Origin of the sequence: Streptomyces sp. BBFR2, assembly GCF_044497305.1 — a bacterium.
Classification (GTDB): Bacteria; Actinomycetota; Actinomycetes; order Streptomycetales; family Streptomycetaceae; genus Streptomyces.
Genome location: NZ_CP172415.1, coordinates 594,596 through 613,408, shown reverse-complemented (window position 1 = coordinate 613,408; position 18,813 = coordinate 594,596). Strand labels below are relative to the sequence as shown.

The window sequence follows — 18,813 nt, the reverse complement described above, 5'->3', positions numbered from 1 at the left end:
CTCGGATCTCACTCGGGGAGACCGAACATCCCCGCCAGGGCACGCAGCTCCGCCTTGCGGTGCGGCAGCGGCGCGGGTGCCTGGATCATCCCGGCGTCGGCCAGCTCGGCGACGACCGCCTCGTCGTTGCCGTAGCTGGCGCCCCAGGTGCCGTCGAAGTACAGGTCCTCGAAGTCGGGACGCGGCCGCTGGCCACCCGCCTCGGTGCCCTCGGCGGAGTAGCCGATGAGCTGGATCTGCGTCGGAATGACGCTCTCGGGCATCTTCAGCAGCTCACGGATCTGCTCCCGGCGGCCGGTGACCAGGCCGGTGCCCAGGCCCTCGTCCGTCGCGGCGAGCAGCGCCGAACCGACACCGAGACCGCACTCGAAGGCGCTGAGCCACTTCGCGAACTCGACGTCACCGGCGAGCACGTTGAAGTCCGGCGTCTTCATCACGACGCTGTCGACGAACTCCTCGGACCAGCCGTAGCTGGAGGTGAGGGAGCCCGACTCCATCAGCTTCAGCAGCGCGGGACGCAGCGGCTCCCAGCCGGCCATGTCGATGCACCACACGATGGCGACCGGCGCCTGGTGGGCCTGCGGCTGGTTGTAGACCGCGTCGATCAGACCGTCGCGTACCGCGTCCGGGGTCTCGCCCTTGGTGATGACGACGGCCTTACGGACCTCCTGCGCGTTGCCGTGGTGCGACTGGAGCCGCGCGGCGTGCAGGATCTTCTGGATCTTCGCCTTCTCCACCGGGCGCCATGCCTGGTAGTAGCGGGTGGTGCGGCGCGTACCGACGGCGCGCTTGAATTCCATGGATACTCCTCATGTTGATGGATGGATATCCACCGGTGCGGGCGTCGTCACCGCCCGCACCGGGCTCAGCGACCGCGAAGCAGAGCTTTGCGGATCTTGCCTACCGGGGTGCGCGGCAGTCCTTCGACGACCTCCACACACCCCGGAACCTTGAACGGCGCCAGCCGCGCCGCACACCACTCGATCAACTCCCTTTCCACAAGGGAGTGTTGACCGTTCGGTACGACGAAGACCTTCACCGACTCGTCCCGGATCGGGTCCGGGACCCCGACGGCCGCCGAATCGAAGACCGCCGGGTGCGCGTTGACGACCCGCTCGATCTCGCTCGACGACACGTTCTCGCCCGCCCGCTTGATGACGTCCCTGCCGCGGTCCACGAAGTGGACGAACCCGTCGGCGTCCACCCGGACCTGGTCCCCGGTGCGCAGCCAGCCGCCGCCCAGCGCCGCGGCGGTCGCCTCCGGGTCCCGCAGGTAACCGGCCATCAGCGTGCGCCCCGGCACGCCGCCCACCAGCAGCTCACCGGTCCGCCCGCGGGGGACGTCACGCAGCCGCTCGTCGACGACCCGCAGCCGCGCCCCCGCAACCGGGCGGCCCATGCTCTGGTTGCGGCGCCGCCCGTGCAGCGGGTTCATCAGCGGCGGGGCGACGGTCTCGGTCATCCCGTACAACTGGAGCAGCGGCACCCGGAACCTGGCCTCGAAATCCGCCAACTGGGCGTCGGTGAGGTTCTGCGCGAAGAGCACCGCCCGCAGCCGGTGCGCGGCGTCGTGCGGTGACGGGCGCTGCGCCAGGATCATCCGGACCGGCGCGGCGAACAGGCTCGCCACCGTCGCGCCCAGCCGCGCCGCCTGCTCGGACCAGCGCGAGGCGCTGAACCGCGGGGCCAGGGCGACCGACGCGCCGGAGACCAGCGCGGACATCGCGGAGTAGAACTGCGCGTTGCCGTGGAACAGCGGCAGCACGATCAACTGCCGGTCCTCCCGCCGCAGCCGTAGCTGCCGGGCCACGACCTCGCCGGAGTGCAGATACGCCGCGTGCGGGACGACGACGCCCTTGGGGCGGCCGGCGGTGCCTGAGGTGTACAGCACCCCGAGCGGCGTGGCCGGCCCGGCCTCGGGGCGCGCCGGTCGCGCCGGGACGGTGGCGAGCGCCCGCTCCAGCGACGGGGTGCCCACCACCAGCAACTGCTCGCAGCGGGGCGAGTCGATCGCGGCGACCTGCGCGGTGGTGAGCAGCTCCGGCTGGGTCAGGCTCAGCCGGCACTCGGCGTGCGCGAGGACGTGGGCCAGTTCCTCGGCGGTCGAGAGGGGGTTGGTGGGGACCATCACGGCGCCCGCCTTCGCCGCGCCGAACCACGCGTCGAAGAACTCGGGACGGTTGGTCAGATGGACGTGGAAGCGGTCGCCGGGCCCGATGCCCCGGTCGGCCAGGAGATCGGCCATCCGCTCGGCGCGGCGGTCCATCTCCCCGTAGCTGATCGTCGTGACCGCACCGGACTCGTCCAGGAAGGAGAGGAAGGGACGGTCCGGACGGGTCCGGGCATGTCGCCGCAGGACACCGTGGACGGTGTCCGGTCCTGGGCCGCTCTGCCGTAGTGGTTGCACGCGGACCAGAGTCCGGGGCGTAGATCAGTTCCGGCGTAACGAACCATCAACTCGCTGTTAACGGACGGCTGATGGGGGAAACCGCGCACCGCGCCGAACAGCAGGAAGCACCGGACGGCGGACCGTCCGGTGCTGTGGGAGCCGGGGGAGAGGCGGAGGGGGCGGGCCCGCAGGGCGGAGCGGGGTAACTCCCGGGCCCGCCCCCTCCTGGCCGGCCGCCTTCCGGGGCGGCCGACGGGGAGGCCCCGCGGCAGCGGCGCGGCCCGGGCGGGGGAGGAACGTCCCGGGACGCGGCCGTGAGGGTTGCCGCGGGGCTGTCATGGGGGTCAGCGGCGGGACGCGCCGCGCGGCGCCGCCGCGGGCCGGGGCTCCCGGGGGCAGCGTGCGCACCGGCACGGCGGGAACGCGGCGCTGACCGCGGGATGCGGCGGGTTCGTGCCCAACGGCACGTCCACGTAACGGACTTCGGTCCTGGCGGACGTCTCGGGATCGATCCGGTACACGTTCAGCGTCATGCCGGGCACGCGGCACCTCCGCTGCGGCGTGCGGCGCGGGCCGGGACGGAGACACGGGCGGCGGGCGCGGGCCGGGCGGGGCGTACGAAGGCAGGGGACAACACGGGCAGGTCCTCTCCGTCAGGCGGGGGGAAGCGGGGAGGGCCGGACAGGACTCACGAAGGGGCGCCGGCCGACGCCGGACGGCAGATCTGCCGCGGCGACTGCCCGTCATGAAACCCGCCCCGCCGCGGCGCGGGCACCCCCTACTGGGTACCCCCGGACGGGGGGATCTCCGGGGCCCTTGACACCTCGCACGCTACGGCGGAGCCCGGCTCCCCGCCCTGGGTGGAGCGGCGGCTCAACTCCCCGTTAAGGAGAGGAGCGACGGCGTGAGGGGACCCTACCGACCGGCGGCGGCACAGATCAATCCCCCACGAGACACCGGTATTTCCGCCTTCCGTGCCCCCACCCACTGGCCTCGGGTGATCGGGCCGTGACAGTATGTGCCCGGGAGTTCCGGCGGCGGACTTAACTCGCCGTTGGGCCCGTGGAGAAGGGCCGCGCGCGGGCCGGGCGACGGCACGCGCCGCCCCCGCCACGGAACGGACACGGGGGAAGGGCGGCGGCATGGCTGCGGACCACACGGAGAACACGGGAAGCGGGAACGCGGAGAACGTGGAGCGGAAGGACACGCCGGGCGGCGCGGGACACGACGCGGCACGGCAGGACACCGGCACCCTCGCCGACCGGCTGGGCCGCCTCTTCACGCACATGCACCCGCCCGGCGCGCCGTACACCAACGCCCATGTCGCCGAGGAGATCAGCGGCGACGCGGCACAGTACGGCGGGGTGCGCCTGACCGAGCAGTACCTCTCCATGCTGCGCAACGGCCGGCGGACCAACCCCTCGCCCGAAGTGCTGCGCGCGCTCGCGAAGTTCTTCGGCGTCCCCGCCGGCTACCTCCTGGGCGACCTCTCGCAGCCGCAGGCCGAACGGGTGGAGGAGGAGGTCCGCTTCCTCGCCGCCATGCGCGATCAGCGGGTCCGCGCCATCGCCCTGCGCTCGGTGGGCCTGCCGCCGGACGTCCAGGAGAGCCTGACCACCATCATCGACCAGTTCCGCCGACAGATGGACCTGCCGGGCAGAGGCGGCGGCGATGACAGTTGATCTGCCGCGGACCGACCGACCGGACCGGCTCTTCGCCGTCTGGCGGCGGGCGCACGACGACGGGATGACCATGCGAGTGGGGCGGATACGCAGGCGGTGCAAGCGGCTCGTCAAGGAGCTGGCGCTGCCCGCGACGGTCGATCTGCGGGGCCTGTGCGACCTCGTGGGCGCGCGCGTGGGAGCCCCCGTCCACCTGGTGCCGATGAGCCTCGACGGCGCCGCGTCCGGCATGACCGCCGTCACCGACGACGCCTACTGGGTCTTCTACGAGAGCCGCACCTCCCCCTGGCACCAGGCCCACATCGTGCTGCACGAACTCGGCCACCTCCTGCTCGGCCACGACCGGGACCCGTCCCTCACCGAGGACGCCCTGCGGGTGTGGACCCCCTCCGTCGACGCGGCGACGGCCCTGCGCCGGATGGGCCTGGCCCCCGGTCTCGCCCGCCACCACGGCTACGACAACCCCGCCGAACGCGAGACCGAGGTCCTGGGCACCCTCCTGATGGAACGCCTCGCCCCGCCCGCGCAGGAGCCCGCGCCCCCGCCGCACGGCCGCGCCGCCGAACTCGCCGCCGCCCTCGGCCCCGCCCTCCAGCACCTCCGCCGCGCGGACGCGCCGCACGCCCCGGACGGCGCCGCCGGGGACGGCTCCGGGCGGACCACGGACGGCGCGGGCACGGGCCCGGCCACCGGAGGCGCCGACCCCGGACCGGACGGACCCGCCCGCGACGACGGCGGTGACCCGCGTGCCTGACCTCTTCGACGTCGTCTACCTCTGCTTCGCCGCCGTCGCCTGGACGATCGTCGGCTACAAGACCACCGCCTGGCTCCGCGACCGCGCCAACGCCGACCTGGGCCTGGCCTGCGTGATGACCGGCGGCGTCGCCACCGTCTTCGTCTTCTCCGCGCCCAGCCTCTACCGCGGTTTCGACCGCCTGCTGGGCGTCGCCAACCTCGCGATGGTCTTCCTCTACTCCGCCGTCATGGTCTTCGCCGTCGGCGCGCAGGTGATGCTCGCCCGCTGGGCGGCGGGCGAGGGCGAGGCCGCCCGCCGCCGCGCCCGCACCCGGGCCCGCGCCACCGTCGCCGCCGTCGCGGTGCTCTGGGCGGTGGCCGTCACCGGCTTCGCCGTCGGCCGCCCCGATGCCGTCGAGCACCCCCGTGACTTCAGCACCGCCTACACCGACGCCCCCGGGGTGATGGTCTTCCTCGGTCTCTACCTGGCCATCTTCGGCGCCAGCCTGGCCGCCCTGGGAAGCCTCTGCCTGCGCTACGCCGCCACCCTCGGCACGTCCTGGCTCACCCGGGGCCTGCGGGTGATGTCCGCCGGATGCCGCCTCGGCCTGGTCTACTGCGCCGCGAAACTCCTCGGCTTCGCCCTCTCCTGGGCCGGCCGCCCCGCCCCCTGGCTCTCCAACGGCGTCGCCCCGCTCAGCGCCTCGGTCGCGGCGCTCCTCGTCCTCGCCGGTTTCGCCCTCCCCGCCGCCGGGCCCCGGGTGACGGCCTGGCGCCGTCTGCGCCGCCTCACCCCGCTGTGGCGGCAGGTCACCGAGCAGAGCCCGGAGGTCACGATGGAACAGGAATCCTGGCCCGGACGCTGGCCCTTCGCCGACCTGGAGTGGCGGGCCAACCGCCGGATGGCCGAGATCCGCGACGTCCAGCGCTCCCTGCGCCGCCACGTCGAGTCCGACACCCTCGACATCGCCGGGGAACGCGCCCGCGCCGTGGTGCCGGACGAGCGCCAGCGCGCGGCGGTCGCCGAGGCCGCCGCGCTCCGCCGCGGCCTGGAGAACCGCGCGGTGGGCCATGTGCCGCTTCACAGCGCCGACACCGTCGTCGTCAGCGACTCCGGCGCGGACGGTCTGCTCGCCGCCGAGTACGAACATCTCGCCCTCGTCGCCGACGTCTACCACTCACCGCTGATCGACACCGTCCTCACCGAGCTGCGCCAACGCGGCACGGAGGCCCGCCGCTGACCGGCGGCACACCGACGGGGTGGCCCGGTACGGGGGTCCGGGCCGCCCGCACCACCGCCGCCACGGGCGGCGCCTGGCTCCGTCCCTCGGGGACGGAAGGCGCCGCCCGCGGCTGCGGGAAACACCGAGGCTCCGCCGCAGCCCGCCGCGCGGCGGTGTTCCGTGCCCCCTCGCGGCTGCGGAAAGCGGACCGCCGCCCGCCTCTTGATCTTCCCCAACTCCCCCTTCTCGGCGCTCCCTTGGGTGCGTACACCCTTTCGGATGTCAGCCCCGGCAAAAGCCTTGCCGCCCACGCGGGGCCGGGCTGTACTGATCCCGGCGGTGCCCCGGCGCACCGCTCCGCCCACCGGTTCCGCGCGTATGCGCACCGCCGCGGCGGCCCGTCGACCATGCGACCACGGGGGTCCAGATGCCGTCCTGCCCGGAAAGCCCCTTCCCGCCAGGGGAAGCCATCGCCGCACCGTGCTCCGGGCGGCCGTGATGCCCCGGCCCCCGGAGCGGCCCGCCACCCCGCCCCTGCCGCCCCACCCGCCGGGCACTCCGCCGCCGGCGGTCGTGATCGAGGAGAACAAGGGCCTGGTCGTCGTCGGTGACGGCAACAACATCGTCTTCCAGGAGGGCGATTACGCCGTCACCACCGGCCTGGGGGAGCTCCTGCCCGTCCCGCCGCTGACCACCGAACCGACCTCGCGGATCTTCGGCCGGGACGCGCTGGTGGCGCAGGTCCTCGCCGACCTCGCGGACAAGGGAGCCGTCCAGCTCCACGGCGACCCGGGCGTCGGCAAGAAGGCCGTCGCCGAGGCGGTGCACACCGCCCTCGCCGCACGCGGCACGCGTGGCCACGTCCTGTGGCCACGCACCGGCGCCGACACCACGCTGGACTCCGTGTACCAGCAGTTGACCAGCGCGTTCTTCGGCAAGAAATTCCTGCGCGAGGTCGACGAGCCGGCGCTGCGCGCCGGTGTCGCCCAGCTCGACGCCCACATCACGCTCCTCGACTGCCCGTTGGGCCGCGCCGACCTGGCCCGGCTGCGGCAGACCTTCCCCGGCTGCACCTTCCTGATCACCTCCCGGTACGCGACCCTGCCGGACTCCTCGGCCGTCCATCACGTCCGGCCGCTCTCCGAGGACGCCGCGAAGGAGCTGCTCAGTGCCGAGCTGGGGTTGCCGCTCGGCCCGGTCGGACTCCAGAACCTCCAGTTCGACCACGTCTGCCGGGTGACCGGGCGCCTGCCTCAACGCCTCTTCCAGTACGCGGCGTTCATCAAGGGTTTTGACGACTGGCGCGCCCGGGTCGATGAGGACTCCCACGACCGGCCGCCGCCCGTCGATCCGGCGCAGCTCACCCCGGTGCACCAGGCCGAGGCGCTCGTGGTCGCCCTGAGCGAACCGGCGCGCCGGGTCCTGTCGGCCCTGGAGACCTTCGGCACCCCGCTGCCCGCCGTGTGGTTCGCCCCGGTCACCGGCAGTCCCGGGGACGGCGACTGCGCGGCGGAGCTGCACGCTCGCCGGCTGGTCGTCCGCCACGGCGACACCTACCACCTCACCGGCGACGCCGCCGAGGCCGTCCGGCGCCAGGAGTGGCCGCCCGCCGACCCGGTCGCCGCGGCAAAGGGGCTGCTGACGGCGTTCGCCGCCGAGGGCACACCGCCGCCCCCGGACGCCCACCTCCTCCTTGCCGTCGCCCAGCGGCTGCGCGACGCCGGGGAATGGGCGCTCGCCCTCCGCTTCGTCAACGTCGCCGTTCCCGTCGCGCTCGCCGCGGGCCGCGGCCGGATCGCGCTCCAGCTCTATGCCCTGGGCAAGGCCGCCGCCACCCGCGGCGGACGGCGCCAGGAGGCCGAGCGCTACACCCGCGAGGAGGGGCTGACCCGCAACCTCCTGGAGGGCGACAAGGCCGCCGCGGCCGCCGCGCTGCTGGTCCTCGCCCCGGCCGCGGGCCAGGTCGTCGCCGAGGGCGGCAAACTCGCCGGTCTCATCGGCAAGTTCACCGCCACTCTCACCACCAAGGCCGGCGCCACGGTGGCCGCGGTGAGCGTCGCCGCGGTCGCCGCCACCGGCGTGGCCGTGGTCGCGAGCAACAGCACCCCCGCGGGGTGCGACGAGGCCCGCGCGGCCACCGAGAAGTACAGCTCCTCATCCGTCCGCACCTCCGACGACCTCGCCACCAGCTACCGGGAGAGCGCGACGGAGCTGGACGCCGCGGCCACCGAAGCCACCGACACAAAGATCGCCTCGGCGCTCCGCGGCCGGGCGGACGAACTGCGGAGCCTGGCCGACACCCAGCAACGCGACGGCGACGGTCTTGGCCCCGACGTCCATCCCGACGTCCGGGCCGCCCTCCTCAGCTCGAAGGGGCTGCGGGAGAACATCCAATCCGTGCAGGTGGTGATGAAGGTCTGCCCCGCGGAATGACGGACACCCGGGCACGGCGACGGCCCCCACGGCCCGCCGCCGTGCCCGGACATGACGGAGCGCCGACGGAGCCTTCCGCGTTTCCGCCGGGGTGCCGGGGTGCCGGGGTGCCGGGGTGCCGGGGTGCCGGGGTGCCGGGGTGCCGGGGTGCCGGGGTGCCGGGGTGCCGGTGCGACGGGGTGCCGGTGCGACGGGGTGCCGGTGCGACGGGGCGTCGGAGCCCGCCCTGTCTGTCCGGCGGGCATCATCCGCCGCTTCCCGTGGGTGAGTTGCCCGTCGAGAGACGGGCGCCGGTCTCCGCGCCGTGCCGCGCCGCCCACCTGCCCGCATGCCACCGGCCCCGGCCCGTACGGTGGTCCGGCACCGCCTAGAGTCGGACACCATGCAGAACACCGCCGAGACCGGCCCCGCAGCCCCCCTCGATGTGACGCCTCTCCTCGACGATCCGCACGCCGCGTACGCCGCGCTGCGCACGAGCGGCCCCGTCCACCGCATCACCGGACCGGACGGACAGCCCGCCTGGCTCGTCACCCGCTACGACGACGTCCGCGCCGGGCTCGCCGACCCGCGGCTCTCGCTCGACAAACGCCATGCCACGCCCGGCGGTTACCGCGGCTTCGCACTGCCCCCGGCGCTCGACGCCAACCTCCTCAACATGGACCCGCCGGACCACACCCGGGTACGCCGCCTGGTCGTCCGCGCCTTCACCCCGGGCCGCGTCGAGGCGCTGCGCCCCGCCGTACGCCGCGTCGCGGACAGCCTCCTCGACGCCGTCGAACCGGCCGGGCGGGCCGATCTCATCGCCGACTACGCGGGCCATCTGCCGATCATCGTCATCTGCGACCTGCTCGGTGTGCCCGCCGCCGACCGGCACGACTTCCGCGCCTGGACCGACCGGCTGATCACCCCCGACCCGTCCCGCCCGGAGCTGATGAAGCAGTCCATCGGCCAGCTGCTCGCCTACTTCACCGGCCTCATCGCCACCAAGCGCGCCCACCCCGGCGACGACCTGCTTTCCGAACTCATCGCCGTGCGCGACACACCGGACGGCACCGCGGCGGACGGCGCCGCGCCCGGTGACGACCGGCTCTCCGAGGACGAACTGACCTCTCTCGCCTTCCTCATCCTCTTCGGCGGATACGAGAACACCGTCCACCTCGTCGGCAATGCCGTACTCGCCCTGCTCGACCACCCCGAACAGCTACGCGCACTGCGCCGGAATCCGGCCGAACTGCCGAACGCGGTCGAGGAGTTCATGCGGTTCGATCCGCCGGCCCCGCTCGCCATCCGGCGCTTCGCCCGCGAGGACCTGGACATCGGCGGTGTCCGCGTCCCTGCGGGCGACTGCGTCCTGCTCTCCGTCGCCTCCGCCAACCGCGACGAGGCCCGTTTCCCCGCCCCGGACCGTCTGGACATCGCCCGCGATCTCTCCGGCCACCTCACCCTCGGTCACGGCATCCACTACTGCCTGGGAGCGCCGCTGGCCCGGATGGAGACGGCGGTGGCGCTGGGCGCGCTCCTCGAACGGTTCCCCGGGCTCCGGCTGGACGTCCCGCGCGAGGGGCTGACCCACCGCCGGACGCTGCGCGCGCGTGGCCTGATCTCGCTGCCTGTGACCTGGTGAGCCGACGGCGAACACGCTTTCCGAGGCATAAGTGTTCAGCGATGCGGTAGAAAGGTGTTGAGACCCGCCCGGTGTGCATCCCCCGTCGCACCGGGCGGGTCGTTCTGTGTAGGGGGGCGCGCGGGCACGGACCGTCCTTGTCGTCCGACTGGCCCAGCCGTCCTGCGAGGCGCGCGGCACCTCCATAGCGTGATCGTCATGTCACTCGATGCGTTCCTGTCCCGGAAGGCCGGTGCACTGGCGGTGCTCGTCGTCACCGGCGTCTCGTCGGCCTGTATACCGGCCCCGGCCCTCGCGGCCGACGCGCACCGCCGCCCCGCCCCGGTCGCCGCCGGGGTGCAGGTGGCCGACGCACCCGGAGTGCCCGAGCTGCCGAAGAACCTGTCCGCCCTGTCGTGGGCGGTCACCGACGCCGACTCCGGCAGCGTCCTGGCCGCGAAGGACCTGCACCGCAAGCTGCCCCCGGCCAGCACCCTCAAGACGCTCTTCGCGGTCACCGCGCTGCCGAAGTTCGCGGCGGACACGGTGCACCGGGTCGAGCCCGCCGAACTCGACGGTGTCGGCTCCGGCAGCAGCCTCGTCGGCGTCGAGGAGGGCGGCAGCTACTCGGTGGCCGACCTGTGGCGCGGGGTGTTCCTGCGGTCGGGCAACGACGCCGTACACGTCCTGGCCTCGATGAACGGCGGCTGGGAGAGCACCGCCCGCGAGATGCAGGCGAAGGCCCGGGCGCTGGGCGCCGAGGACACGACCGTGAAGTCCCCGGACGGTTACGACGCCCCGGGCCAGGTGTCGTCCGCGTACGACCTGACGGTCTTCGCCCGGGCGGGGCTCGCCAACGCCGACTTCGCGCGCTACTGCTCCACCGCGCGGGCCGACTTCCCGACGTCCCAGGGCGTCACGCGTATCGAGAACACCAACCGGCTGCTGTCCGGCGCGAACGGGATGCCCCGCTACCCGGGGATCATCGGGGTGAAGAACGGCTACACCACGCATGCCGGGAACACGCTGATCGCCGCGGCCCGGCGGGGTGGCCACACGCTGCTGGTGACGGTCATGAATCCGCAGTCCGGCGAGGCCAACGGCGTCTACAAGGAGGCCGCCGCGCTGCTGGACTGGGGCTTCGAGAGCGTCGGCACGGCGGAGCCGATCAGTTCGATGAACCGCGCGGTGGCGCAGGGCCCCGCGGTGGAGCCCGCCGGTCACACCACCCGTACCGACGCGCAGGGCAACTCGCCGTGGCGGGACGCGCTCGCGCTGTGGGGCGGCGGGGTCGGCGCCGCGATCCTCGCGATGGGCGCGGCACTGGCCCGTCGGCAGCACACCCGCCGCCGGACGGACGAAACGGGCGGGCCGCGGGGGCGGTGACGGGCCCGACGCGGCGGGCCCGCCGCGCGCGGGTTCGCCGCCGGAGTCCACGGTGGAGCGTGGCCCCTTCATCAGGCGGGGGGCAGGAGACGGATGGGCGTGGGCCTCGCGGCGGTTGTGCGGCCCGTCCGCCGGGTGGCCGGGGCCGAAACCCCGCCGATGGTCCGTGCCGCTGTCCCGGCCGTCACCCCGCCCTCTTCCGCGCGCCACCGCCGTCCGGCTGTGGCTCAGGGGCGTAGCCGGGGTGCGGAACCGGCTGCCGGGACCGGGGCCGCCGGGTGGTCGCGCAGTCGCGTGGTCAGGGTGTGGGCCCAGGCGGTGAGGGCCGGGACGTCGATGCCGTGGGGCGCGGCGTCCGCGTACGGGGTGAGGGCCGCCGCGCCGCGGTCGAGGAGGGCGACGGCGCCGGTCGTGTTGGCGCGTGCCGCGTGGGTGAGGCCGACGGCGAGCTGTGCCAGGCCGCGCCAGAGCGCGCGTTCCGGCTGCGGGGCGGTCTTCCAGGCGTCCTCCAGCACCTCGTGCGCGTGGAACGGCATCCCGGCGTCGAGCAGCCGCTGCGCCTCGGTCAGCGTCGCGTCCGGTGTGCGGACGACGCCCTCGGGCTGGCGGGCCACGCCCGGGGCGCCGTACGGCAACGGCCGCCCGAGTCCGTCCCGGGGCCGCGCGTTACGGGCCCGGCCCTCGGCATCCCGGTCCCGCCGCCGCGGGGGCCGGGACGCGGCTGCCCGGGCGGCGGCTTCGGGACCAGCGGCTTCGGGACCAGCGGTTTCGGGCCCGGCGGAGACGGAGCTGCCGGTCCCGTGCCCGGCCCCGGCCCCGCCACCGGCCTCCGGCACGGCAGCCCCGCCACCGGCCTCCGGCACAGCGGCCTCGGGACCGTCCGCCCCGGAGCCGGGCGGGCCCGGCGAGCGGCCCGGACCGGCCTGCGGCGCGGCGGCTCCGGCTCCGGGCGTTCCCGGCCCGCCGCCCGTCCCGGCCCCGGCCTCCGGCCCGTCCGGTCTCCCCGCCCCGGCCGCCTCCGCCTCCGCCGCTTCCTCGGCGCAGAAGCGGCAGCCGTCGGGGGCGGGGCCGGGGCGGTCGTCGATGCGGCCGCAGATCTCGCAGACCTGGTCGAGCCAGCAGGCCGGGTCGCCGCCCTCGGTGGGGCCGGTGCGCGGGGCGGCGGGGGTGGGCCGTCCGGTGTCGCTCTCCGTGTCACTCACCCTTCGATTGTGCGCCGGGGAGGCGGGCGGTACGTGTCCGGGTCAGGGGACCTGGGCCGGGGAGGAGGCGTCGGGGACGCGGAGGGCGGGGGCGCCGTGGCCGTCGGCGGGGACGGTCCAGATGTCGCTGGAGCCGGTCTCCTCGCCGGGCAGCGCGTAGGCGAGGGTGGAGTTGTCCAGCCAGGCGGCCTGGTCGTCGACGCTGCGGGTCTCGGCGACCGGGTGTTCCTCGAAGGTGCGCAGGTCGAGGACGTACAGCCGCCACGGGTCGCGGGCGCCTTCGCGGACCCGTTTCTTGAACGCGAGGCGGGTGTTGTCGGGGGAGAGCGACGGGCACTCGACGTTCTCGCGGAGGGTGCGGGCCCGCCATTTGCGCAGGTCACCCTTTACCAGGTAGGTCTTGCCCGCGGTGGAGACCGTCGCGTAGAAGGTGTTGTCGTCGCGGGCGAAGGTGACGCCCCAGTAGTTGACGTCGGGGGCGTGGTAGCGGCGGCCGCCGAGGGTGAGGGGGACGCCCTCCATGTTCTTGATCAGATAGCCGGTGCGGGTGTCGAGGATCGACGTACGGGTGGAGAAGGACGTGGTGGCGTACGAGTCGCCGGTGGCGAACATCGTCCAGGACAGCATCCGGCCGGACGCCGAGACCCGTGCCCGGTTGGGGATGCCGGTCAGCCCGATGCGGCGCTTCTCGCGCAGGTTCTTGTCGAGGACGACGGCGTACGAGCGCGGCGGGATGCCGGGGCGTTGCTGGAGGCAGAGTCCGGTTCCGGCCGCGGCGTAGAAGCGGTCGCAGCGCGGGCCGCCGGTGGTGCGCCGCGGCTCGTGGCCGGCGGCGGGGGAGGCGCCGGGGCGGCCGGTGGCGGGCAGCCGGGCGACGCGGCCCTCGCCGGCGCCGGTGGAGCGGAAGTACAGCCGCCCGTGGTCGAGGCCGAACGCCGAGACCGGGTCGGCCGGTTCGGCCCGGCGGGCCGCGCCCACGGTGTACGCCACGGCGACCCCGGCCAGCAGGGCGCCCGTGACGGTCAGCGCGAGGACCCGCACCCGCAGCGGCAGCGCGGCGAACCGGGCCGCCGCTCCCGCGGGGGCGGGCCGGACACCGGGGGAGGTGGCGTCCGGCTGCCGGTCGTCGGTGCCCCGGCCCTCCCGGGCCGCCCCGCCCGGCACGGCATCCGGCGCGGTGGACGCGGGGCCCCCGGCCGTCTCCCGCCGCCCCCCGTCGGAGGCGGCGGGCGCGTCGGAGGCAGCGGGCTCGGGGGCCCGGGGCGGGCGTGGCGGTGGATTCATGCGGGGGTGAGGTGCCTTTCCGTGCGGGGGAGGAGGAGGGCGGCGGCGAGCAGGGCCACGGCCAGGGCGGTGACCGCGGCGATCAGCGCCGGGCGGGTGCCCCACAGCGTCCAGGCGGCGCCGAAGCCGGCGGCGGCCAGCAGCCGGCACAGCGCCTGGCCGGTCTGGAGCAACGCCATACCGCTCGCCCGGCGTTCGGCCGCCAGGACCGGTCCGGCGAGCGCCATCAGGACACCGTCGGTCGCCGCGTAGAAGACGCCCAGGAGCAGCAGGACGGCGGCGAGCAGCGGGAGTCCGGCGCCGGTCGTCAGCATCAGGACGTAGCCGCCGAGGAGGGCGGCGTGGCCGATGAGGAACGGCACCCGGCGGCCGATGCGGTCGCCGAGCCGTCCGGCGGGCACCGCCAGCAGCAGATAGACCGCCGCGGCGCCCAGCGGCAGCAGCGGGAACCAGCTGACCGCGAACTCCAGCCGTCGTTGCAGCAGCAGGTAGAGGAACGAGTCGCCGATGGTGGCGGCGCCCAGCAGCGCGGCGGCGGCGAAGATCCGCCGGAACGCCGCGTCGCGCAGCGGGGCCAGCAGCGCGGCGCGTGGCCGGGGCGCGGCGGGCTGCGGTGCGGGCGCCGCCGCGCGGTCCGGGACGAGGACGATGAGCATCAGCACGCCCAGCAGCCCCACGCAGAAGCTGACGACGAAGACCGCGTCGTAGGCGTCGGCGGTGGCCCACAGCAGGGCGAACGCGGCGAGCGGGCCGAGCAGCGCGCCGGTGGTGTCCATCGCGCGGTGCACGCCGAAGGCGCGGCCGAGCGCGTTCGGCGGGGCACTGAGCGAGATCAGCGCGTCGCGCGGTGCGGTGCGCACGCCCTTGCCGAGGCGGTCGGCGGCGAGGGCGGCGCCGATGCCGAGGGTGGCGCCGCCGGAGAGCAGCAGTCCCAGGCGGGAGAGCGCGGAGAGGGCGTAGCCCCAGCCGGCGACGAGTTTGTGGCGCCCGCCGCGGTCGGCGGCGTGCCCGCCGAGCAGCCGGACGAGGGCGGTGGCGCCGTTGTAGAGGCCGTCGAGGAAGCCGAACTGGAGGGGGGAGAGACCCAGTTGGATGACGAAGTACAGCGGCAGCACGGCGGTGACCATCTCCGAGGAGATGTCGGTGACGAGGCTGACCGCGCCGAGGGCCAGAACCGGCCCTCCGACGCGGCCCCGCGTCACCTTGGTCGCCGTGGTGGCCGCGTCCGTGGTCGCGAGATACATGGTGCCCGGTGCCCGCCTTCGCCGGTCAGTGGCAGGTGTAGGACGGGCTGCTGTCCTTGGTCTTGCCGTCGGTGCCGATCAGGTCCCAGGAGTACCCGTCGTCGGTGAAGTCGAGTTTCACCACCCCGAAGGTGTTGGTCAGCCGCTTCTCGCTGTTGGGCTGCACCTCCTCGATCTTGTACGGGTGGGCGCCGCCCATGCCGCCGAGGAGTTCGACGATGCCGTTCTCGTCGTCCCGCTCGCCGTCCGGCGTCTGCGGGGCGAACCGCTCGTAGTGGTGGTCGTGGCCGTTGAGGACCAGTTCCGCCTTGGCGTCGTAGAGCGCCTTCCACACGGGGCGGCTGACCGGGTCGTTGCCGTGCTCGCCGGAGGAGAAGAGCGGGTGGTGGAAGTAGGTGGCGACGCACTTCTTGGTGGTGGCCTTGAGATCGGCCTTGAACCACTTCAGCTGGGCGGAGGTGAGGTTGTTGGTGTCGAGGGCGATGAAGTGCCAGTTGCCCTCGTCGTAGCTGTAGTACGGCTTGCCCTCGGGGTAGGCGATCTTGCCGAAGTAGGACTTGTAGCCCTTGAACTCGCCGTCCGGGTCGTAGGTCTCGTGGTTGCCCGGGATGGGGTGGGTCTTGTTCTTGAAGGCGCCCCAGGTCTTGTCGTAGTAGCGGGTGAAGTCCTTGAGGCGGGCGTCGTCGTACTGGTTGTCGCCCATGGTCATGATGAACTTCGGGTTGATCTTCTTCACCAGCGCGGCGGTCTTGGGGTGTTCGCAGTCGCCGCTGTCCGCGGTGCACTGTTCGGCGATGTCACCGGCGGCGACGACGGTGAAGCCGCCCGCCGCGCGGTGCGGGGAGGCGTCGGCGCGTCCGGCGGGGGACCACATCAGCACGCCGCCGGCGAGCGCGAGGGCGGCGGCGCCGGCCGCCGGGATGCCGATGCGGGGGTTCTTGTGGAGGGGCTTCTTGGCGCGGGGGGTGGGCGTCATGTGCGTCTCCTGGGTCGGCACGGGGAGCCGTTCCCGAGGAATCCTGGCGCCGGGTCATGTACGGGTCAAGATGCCGTCCCGTCATTGTTAGGAAAGTTTCCTACTTGCCTTGGGCGGGGACGCCGAGGTCCCAAACCCCCTTGTGGTGACGGGACTTCGGGCGGCGAGGCGTGCGCGGGGGCGTGTGCGCCCGGTCGTGCGCCAGGGGTGTGCGGGGACGCCGGGGCCCCCGGAGGATGCCCTCCGGGGGCCCGGCGGCGGAGCGTCAGACCGCGCGGATGCCGCGCCCCGCCCAGTCGGGGGCGGGGGCCACGAGCCCGCCGAGGGTCCGCTGCGCCGTCTGTGGCAGTGGTGCGGAGCGGCCCGTGCCCTGGTCGACGTGGAGTGCGAACAGCTCCTCCGTCGCCACCGGCGCGCCGTCCGGCTCACCCGTGAACATCTCGTGCGCGAACCGCACCTTCTTCGCGTCCGCGCCCAACACCGTCGTACGGACGGTCAGTTCGCTGCCGCGCGCCACCTCGTCGAGATAGCGGACATGCGCCTCGACCGTGTACAGCGAGCAGCCCGACCGCTTCCGGTAGGCGTCGTCCAGCCCGGCCTCCGCCATCAGCGCGTCCGTCGCGAAGCCGAAGACGAGGACGTAGTACGCCTCGCTGAGGTGGCCGTTGTAGTCGATCCACTCGTCCCGGACGGTCTGCCGGAAGAGGGGGAGCGCGGTCGTCATCGGGCGGTGCCTCCCAGGCGGCCGGTGGCGCGCAGCACGTCGATGACGCCCTGGTCGCGCTCGGCGACGAGGTCCGCGTACGTCCGCTCGCCGGCGGCCTCCTCGCAGCCCTCGACCATCGCGTCGCGCAGCTTCCGGTCCAGCTCGGGGGCCTCCAGACGGGTCCACGGCGACTTCAGCGACGGGCCGAAGTGGTCGAGCATGTGGCCCATCCCGCCTTCGCCGCCGGCCAGCGCGAAGGTCAGGCAGGGGCCCATGAACGCCCAGCGCAGGCCCGGCCCCTCGGTGATCGAGTCGTCGATGTCCCGCACGGTCGCCTCGCCGTTGGCGACCATGTGCAGCGCTTCGCGCCACAGCGCCTCCTGGAGGCGGTTGGCGATGAAGCCGGGCAGCTCGCGGTCCATGGTGATGACGGACTTGCCCGCCACGTCGTAGAAGCGCGACGACCAGGCGACGGCGTCCGCGGCGGTGCGCTCGCCGCCGACGACCTCGACCAGCGGGATCAGGTACGGCGGGTTGAAGGGGTGGCCGACGACGAGCCGGCCCGGGTCGGCCGCCTCGGTCTGCATGTCGGTCATCGGGTAGCCGGAGGTCGACGAGGCGATGACCACGCCGGGCGGGGTCGCGGCGTCCAGCTCGGCGAGGAGGGAGCGCTTCAGCTCCAGCTTCTCCGGCGCGCTCTCCTGGACGAACTGCGCGTCGGCGACGGCCTCGGCGAGCGTCGCGGTGACCGTCAGCCGGTCCGGCGAGGCGCCCTCGGCCAGACCGAGCTGCTCCAGGGCGGGCCAGGCGGCGGCGACCAGGCGCCGCAGCTTCTCCTCGGCGTCGGGCGCCGGGTCCCAGGCGGTCACGTCGTAGCCGCGGGCGAGGAAGTGGGCGGCCCAGCCGCCGCCGATGACGCCCGCGCCGATGCAGGCGACGCGGCGGACGTCCTCGGGGGCGCAGGGGGCGGGAGGCGTGGTGGTCATGAGGGTTCTCCAGGTGTTCCGGTGGGCGGGTCGGCTGCGGGGCGGCCGGGTCAGCCGCGGGGCTTGAGGCCGAGGCGGGCGCGGGCCTGGTCGGGCGTGGCGACGGAGGCGCCCAGCAACTCGGTGATCCGCACGGCACGTTCGACGAGCTGGGCGTTGGTGGCCTTCACACCCTTGGCGAGGTAGAGGTTGTCCTCCAGGCCGACCCGGACGTTGCCGCCGAGCAGGATCGACTGCGCCACCCACGGCATCTGCATCCGGCCCAGCGCGAAGCTGGCCCACTGGGCGCCCTCGGGCAGCATGTTCACCATCGACTGGAGCACACCGGGGTCGGCGGGCGCGCCCCACGGGATGCCCATGCAGAGCTGGAAGACGGTCGGGTCGTCGAGCAGCCCCTCGGCCAGCAACTGCTTGGCGAACCACAACTGACCGGTGTCGAAGATCTCCAGCTCCGGCCGCACGCCCAGCTCCTGGATGCGCCGGGCGCCCTTGCGCAGCATCTCCGGGGTGGAGATGTAGAGGTCGTCGCCGAAGTTGAGGGAACCGCAGTCCAGGGTGCAGATGTCGGGCAGCAGGTCCTCGACGTGCGGCAGCCGCGCCAGCCCGCCGACCAGGTCGGTGCCGGGCAGCGCGCCCTTCTCCAGCGGCCGGTCGGCGTCGAGCACGAGGTCGCCGCCCATCCCGGCGGTGAGGTTGATGATGACGTCGGTGCCGGTGTCCTTGATCCGCGCGACGGTCTCCGCGTACAGCTTCGGATCGCGCGAGGGCGCGCCGGTCCCGGGGTCGCGGACGTGGATGTGGACGACGGCGGCGCCCGCCGCGGCCGCCTCGACGGCGGAGGCGGCGATCTGCTCCGGCGTCACCGGGACGTGCGGGGAGCGGCCGACGGTGTCGCCCGCGCCGGTCAGTGCGCAGGTGATGATGACCTCGTTGTTCACGGGATTCCCTTCGGGGCGGGGGAGAG

General features: G+C 74.3%; 15 protein-coding genes. 6 read left to right on the top strand and 9 right to left on the bottom strand.

Annotated elements, in window-relative coordinates; genetic code table 11:
• Positions 1–8 precede the first annotated feature (8 nt).
• Positions 9–800, bottom strand: a complete 792-nt coding sequence (locus ACGH2B_RS02225) for a nitroreductase family protein (RefSeq protein ID WP_399083193.1) — start codon at positions 798–800, stop codon at positions 9–11.
• 65 nt (positions 801–865) lie between these two features.
• Entirely contained in the window at positions 866–2,407 is a 1,542-nt protein-coding gene (locus tag ACGH2B_RS02220) for an AMP-binding protein (protein WP_399083190.1), read from the bottom strand.
• A gap of 1,124 nt (positions 2,408–3,531) precedes the next feature.
• Between ACGH2B_RS02220 and ACGH2B_RS02215 the strand changes: the two genes are divergently transcribed.
• The 6 genes from ACGH2B_RS02215 to ACGH2B_RS02190 all read left to right on the top strand — a co-directional run bounded on the left by ACGH2B_RS02215 (position 3,532) and on the right by ACGH2B_RS02190 (position 11,451).
• A complete protein-coding gene (locus ACGH2B_RS02215) occupies positions 3,532–4,071 on the top strand; it encodes a helix-turn-helix domain-containing protein (protein WP_399083187.1) in 540 nt (179 codons plus the stop codon).
• Positions 4,061–4,825, top strand: a complete 765-nt coding sequence (locus ACGH2B_RS02210; protein ID WP_399083183.1) for a hypothetical protein — start codon at positions 4,061–4,063, stop codon at positions 4,823–4,825. Before ACGH2B_RS02215 ends, ACGH2B_RS02210 begins: the two co-directional genes overlap by 11 nt.
• A complete protein-coding gene (locus ACGH2B_RS02205) occupies positions 4,818–6,047 on the top strand; it encodes an MAB_1171c family putative transporter (RefSeq protein WP_399083180.1) in 1,230 nt (409 codons plus the stop codon). The genes ACGH2B_RS02210 and ACGH2B_RS02205 overlap by 8 nt, the downstream gene beginning before the upstream one ends.
• A gap of 480 nt (positions 6,048–6,527) precedes the next feature.
• Positions 6,528–8,462 carry an ATP-binding protein gene (locus ACGH2B_RS02200; protein WP_399083177.1) on the top strand — a complete coding sequence of 645 codons (1,935 nt, stop codon included), beginning with the start codon at positions 6,528–6,530 and terminating at the stop codon, positions 8,460–8,462.
• A gap of 382 nt (positions 8,463–8,844) precedes the next feature.
• Complete coding sequence (locus ACGH2B_RS02195; protein ID WP_399083175.1) at positions 8,845–10,086, top strand: cytochrome P450; 1,242 nt, start codon at positions 8,845–8,847, stop codon at positions 10,084–10,086.
• A 198-nt stretch (positions 10,087–10,284) separates the two neighbouring features.
• Positions 10,285–11,451 (top strand): D-alanyl-D-alanine carboxypeptidase family protein, encoded by a 1,167-nt coding sequence (locus ACGH2B_RS02190; RefSeq protein ID WP_399083172.1) that lies wholly within the window; start codon positions 10,285–10,287, stop codon positions 11,449–11,451.
• A gap of 227 nt (positions 11,452–11,678) precedes the next feature.
• On the opposite strand, the gene ACGH2B_RS02185 is transcribed toward ACGH2B_RS02190, so the two are convergent.
• From ACGH2B_RS02185 to ACGH2B_RS02155, 7 genes are all read right to left on the bottom strand, one after another.
• Positions 11,679–12,287 (bottom strand): DUF309 domain-containing protein, encoded by a 609-nt coding sequence (locus tag ACGH2B_RS02185; protein ID WP_399096624.1) that lies wholly within the window; start codon positions 12,285–12,287, stop codon positions 11,679–11,681.
• Between the two features lie 408 nt (positions 12,288–12,695).
• A complete protein-coding gene (locus ACGH2B_RS02180) occupies positions 12,696–13,937 on the bottom strand; it encodes a hypothetical protein (RefSeq protein WP_399083168.1) in 1,242 nt (413 codons plus the stop codon).
• A complete protein-coding gene (locus ACGH2B_RS02175; RefSeq protein ID WP_399083165.1) occupies positions 13,934–15,181 on the bottom strand; it encodes an MFS transporter in 1,248 nt (415 codons plus the stop codon). The genes ACGH2B_RS02180 and ACGH2B_RS02175 overlap by 4 nt, the downstream gene beginning before the upstream one ends.
• A gap of 25 nt (positions 15,182–15,206) precedes the next feature.
• Positions 15,207–16,157, bottom strand: coding sequence for a metallophosphoesterase family protein (locus tag ACGH2B_RS02170; protein WP_399083162.1), 951 nt, complete (start codon positions 16,155–16,157; stop codon positions 15,207–15,209).
• A 265-nt stretch (positions 16,158–16,422) separates the two neighbouring features.
• Positions 16,423–16,881, bottom strand: coding sequence for a thioesterase family protein (locus tag ACGH2B_RS02165; RefSeq protein ID WP_399083159.1), 459 nt, complete (start codon positions 16,879–16,881; stop codon positions 16,423–16,425).
• The gene (locus ACGH2B_RS02160) at positions 16,878–17,849 is read right to left on the bottom strand and encodes a 3-hydroxyacyl-CoA dehydrogenase NAD-binding domain-containing protein (RefSeq protein WP_399083156.1); all 972 of its coding nucleotides are present in this window, start codon (positions 17,847–17,849) and stop codon (positions 16,878–16,880) included. The genes ACGH2B_RS02165 and ACGH2B_RS02160 overlap by 4 nt, the downstream gene beginning before the upstream one ends.
• 50 nt (positions 17,850–17,899) lie before the next feature.
• Positions 17,900–18,787 carry a 3-keto-5-aminohexanoate cleavage protein gene (locus ACGH2B_RS02155; protein WP_399083153.1) on the bottom strand — a complete coding sequence of 296 codons (888 nt, stop codon included), beginning with the start codon at positions 18,785–18,787 and terminating at the stop codon, positions 17,900–17,902.
• Between the last annotated feature and the right edge of the window lie 26 nt (positions 18,788–18,813).

What these genes read in the sequence shown, in the direction of transcription:
- ACGH2B_RS02225 (WP_399083193.1), bottom strand. Translation starts at nt 800, where the DNA reads ATGGAATTCAAGCGCGCCGTCGGTACGCGCCGCACCACCCGCTACTAC.
- ACGH2B_RS02215 (WP_399083187.1), top strand. Translation starts at nt 3,532, where the DNA reads ATGGCTGCGGACCACACGGAGAACACGGGAAGCGGGAACGCGGAGAAC.
- ACGH2B_RS02210 (WP_399083183.1), top strand. Translation starts at nt 4,061, where the DNA reads ATGACAGTTGATCTGCCGCGGACCGACCGACCGGACCGGCTCTTCGCC.
- ACGH2B_RS02200 (WP_399083177.1), top strand. Translation starts at nt 6,528, where the DNA reads ATGCCCCGGCCCCCGGAGCGGCCCGCCACCCCGCCCCTGCCGCCCCAC.
- ACGH2B_RS02195 (WP_399083175.1), top strand. Translation starts at nt 8,845, where the DNA reads ATGCAGAACACCGCCGAGACCGGCCCCGCAGCCCCCCTCGATGTGACG.
- ACGH2B_RS02190 (WP_399083172.1), top strand. Translation starts at nt 10,285, where the DNA reads ATGTCACTCGATGCGTTCCTGTCCCGGAAGGCCGGTGCACTGGCGGTG.
- ACGH2B_RS02180 (WP_399083168.1), bottom strand. Translation starts at nt 13,937, where the DNA reads ATGAATCCACCGCCACGCCCGCCCCGGGCCCCCGAGCCCGCTGCCTCC.
- ACGH2B_RS02175 (WP_399083165.1), bottom strand. Translation starts at nt 15,181, where the DNA reads ATGTATCTCGCGACCACGGACGCGGCCACCACGGCGACCAAGGTGACG.
- ACGH2B_RS02170 (WP_399083162.1), bottom strand. Translation starts at nt 16,157, where the DNA reads ATGACGCCCACCCCCCGCGCCAAGAAGCCCCTCCACAAGAACCCCCGC.
- ACGH2B_RS02165 (WP_399083159.1), bottom strand. Translation starts at nt 16,881, where the DNA reads ATGACGACCGCGCTCCCCCTCTTCCGGCAGACCGTCCGGGACGAGTGG.
- ACGH2B_RS02160 (WP_399083156.1), bottom strand. Translation starts at nt 17,849, where the DNA reads ATGACCACCACGCCTCCCGCCCCCTGCGCCCCCGAGGACGTCCGCCGC.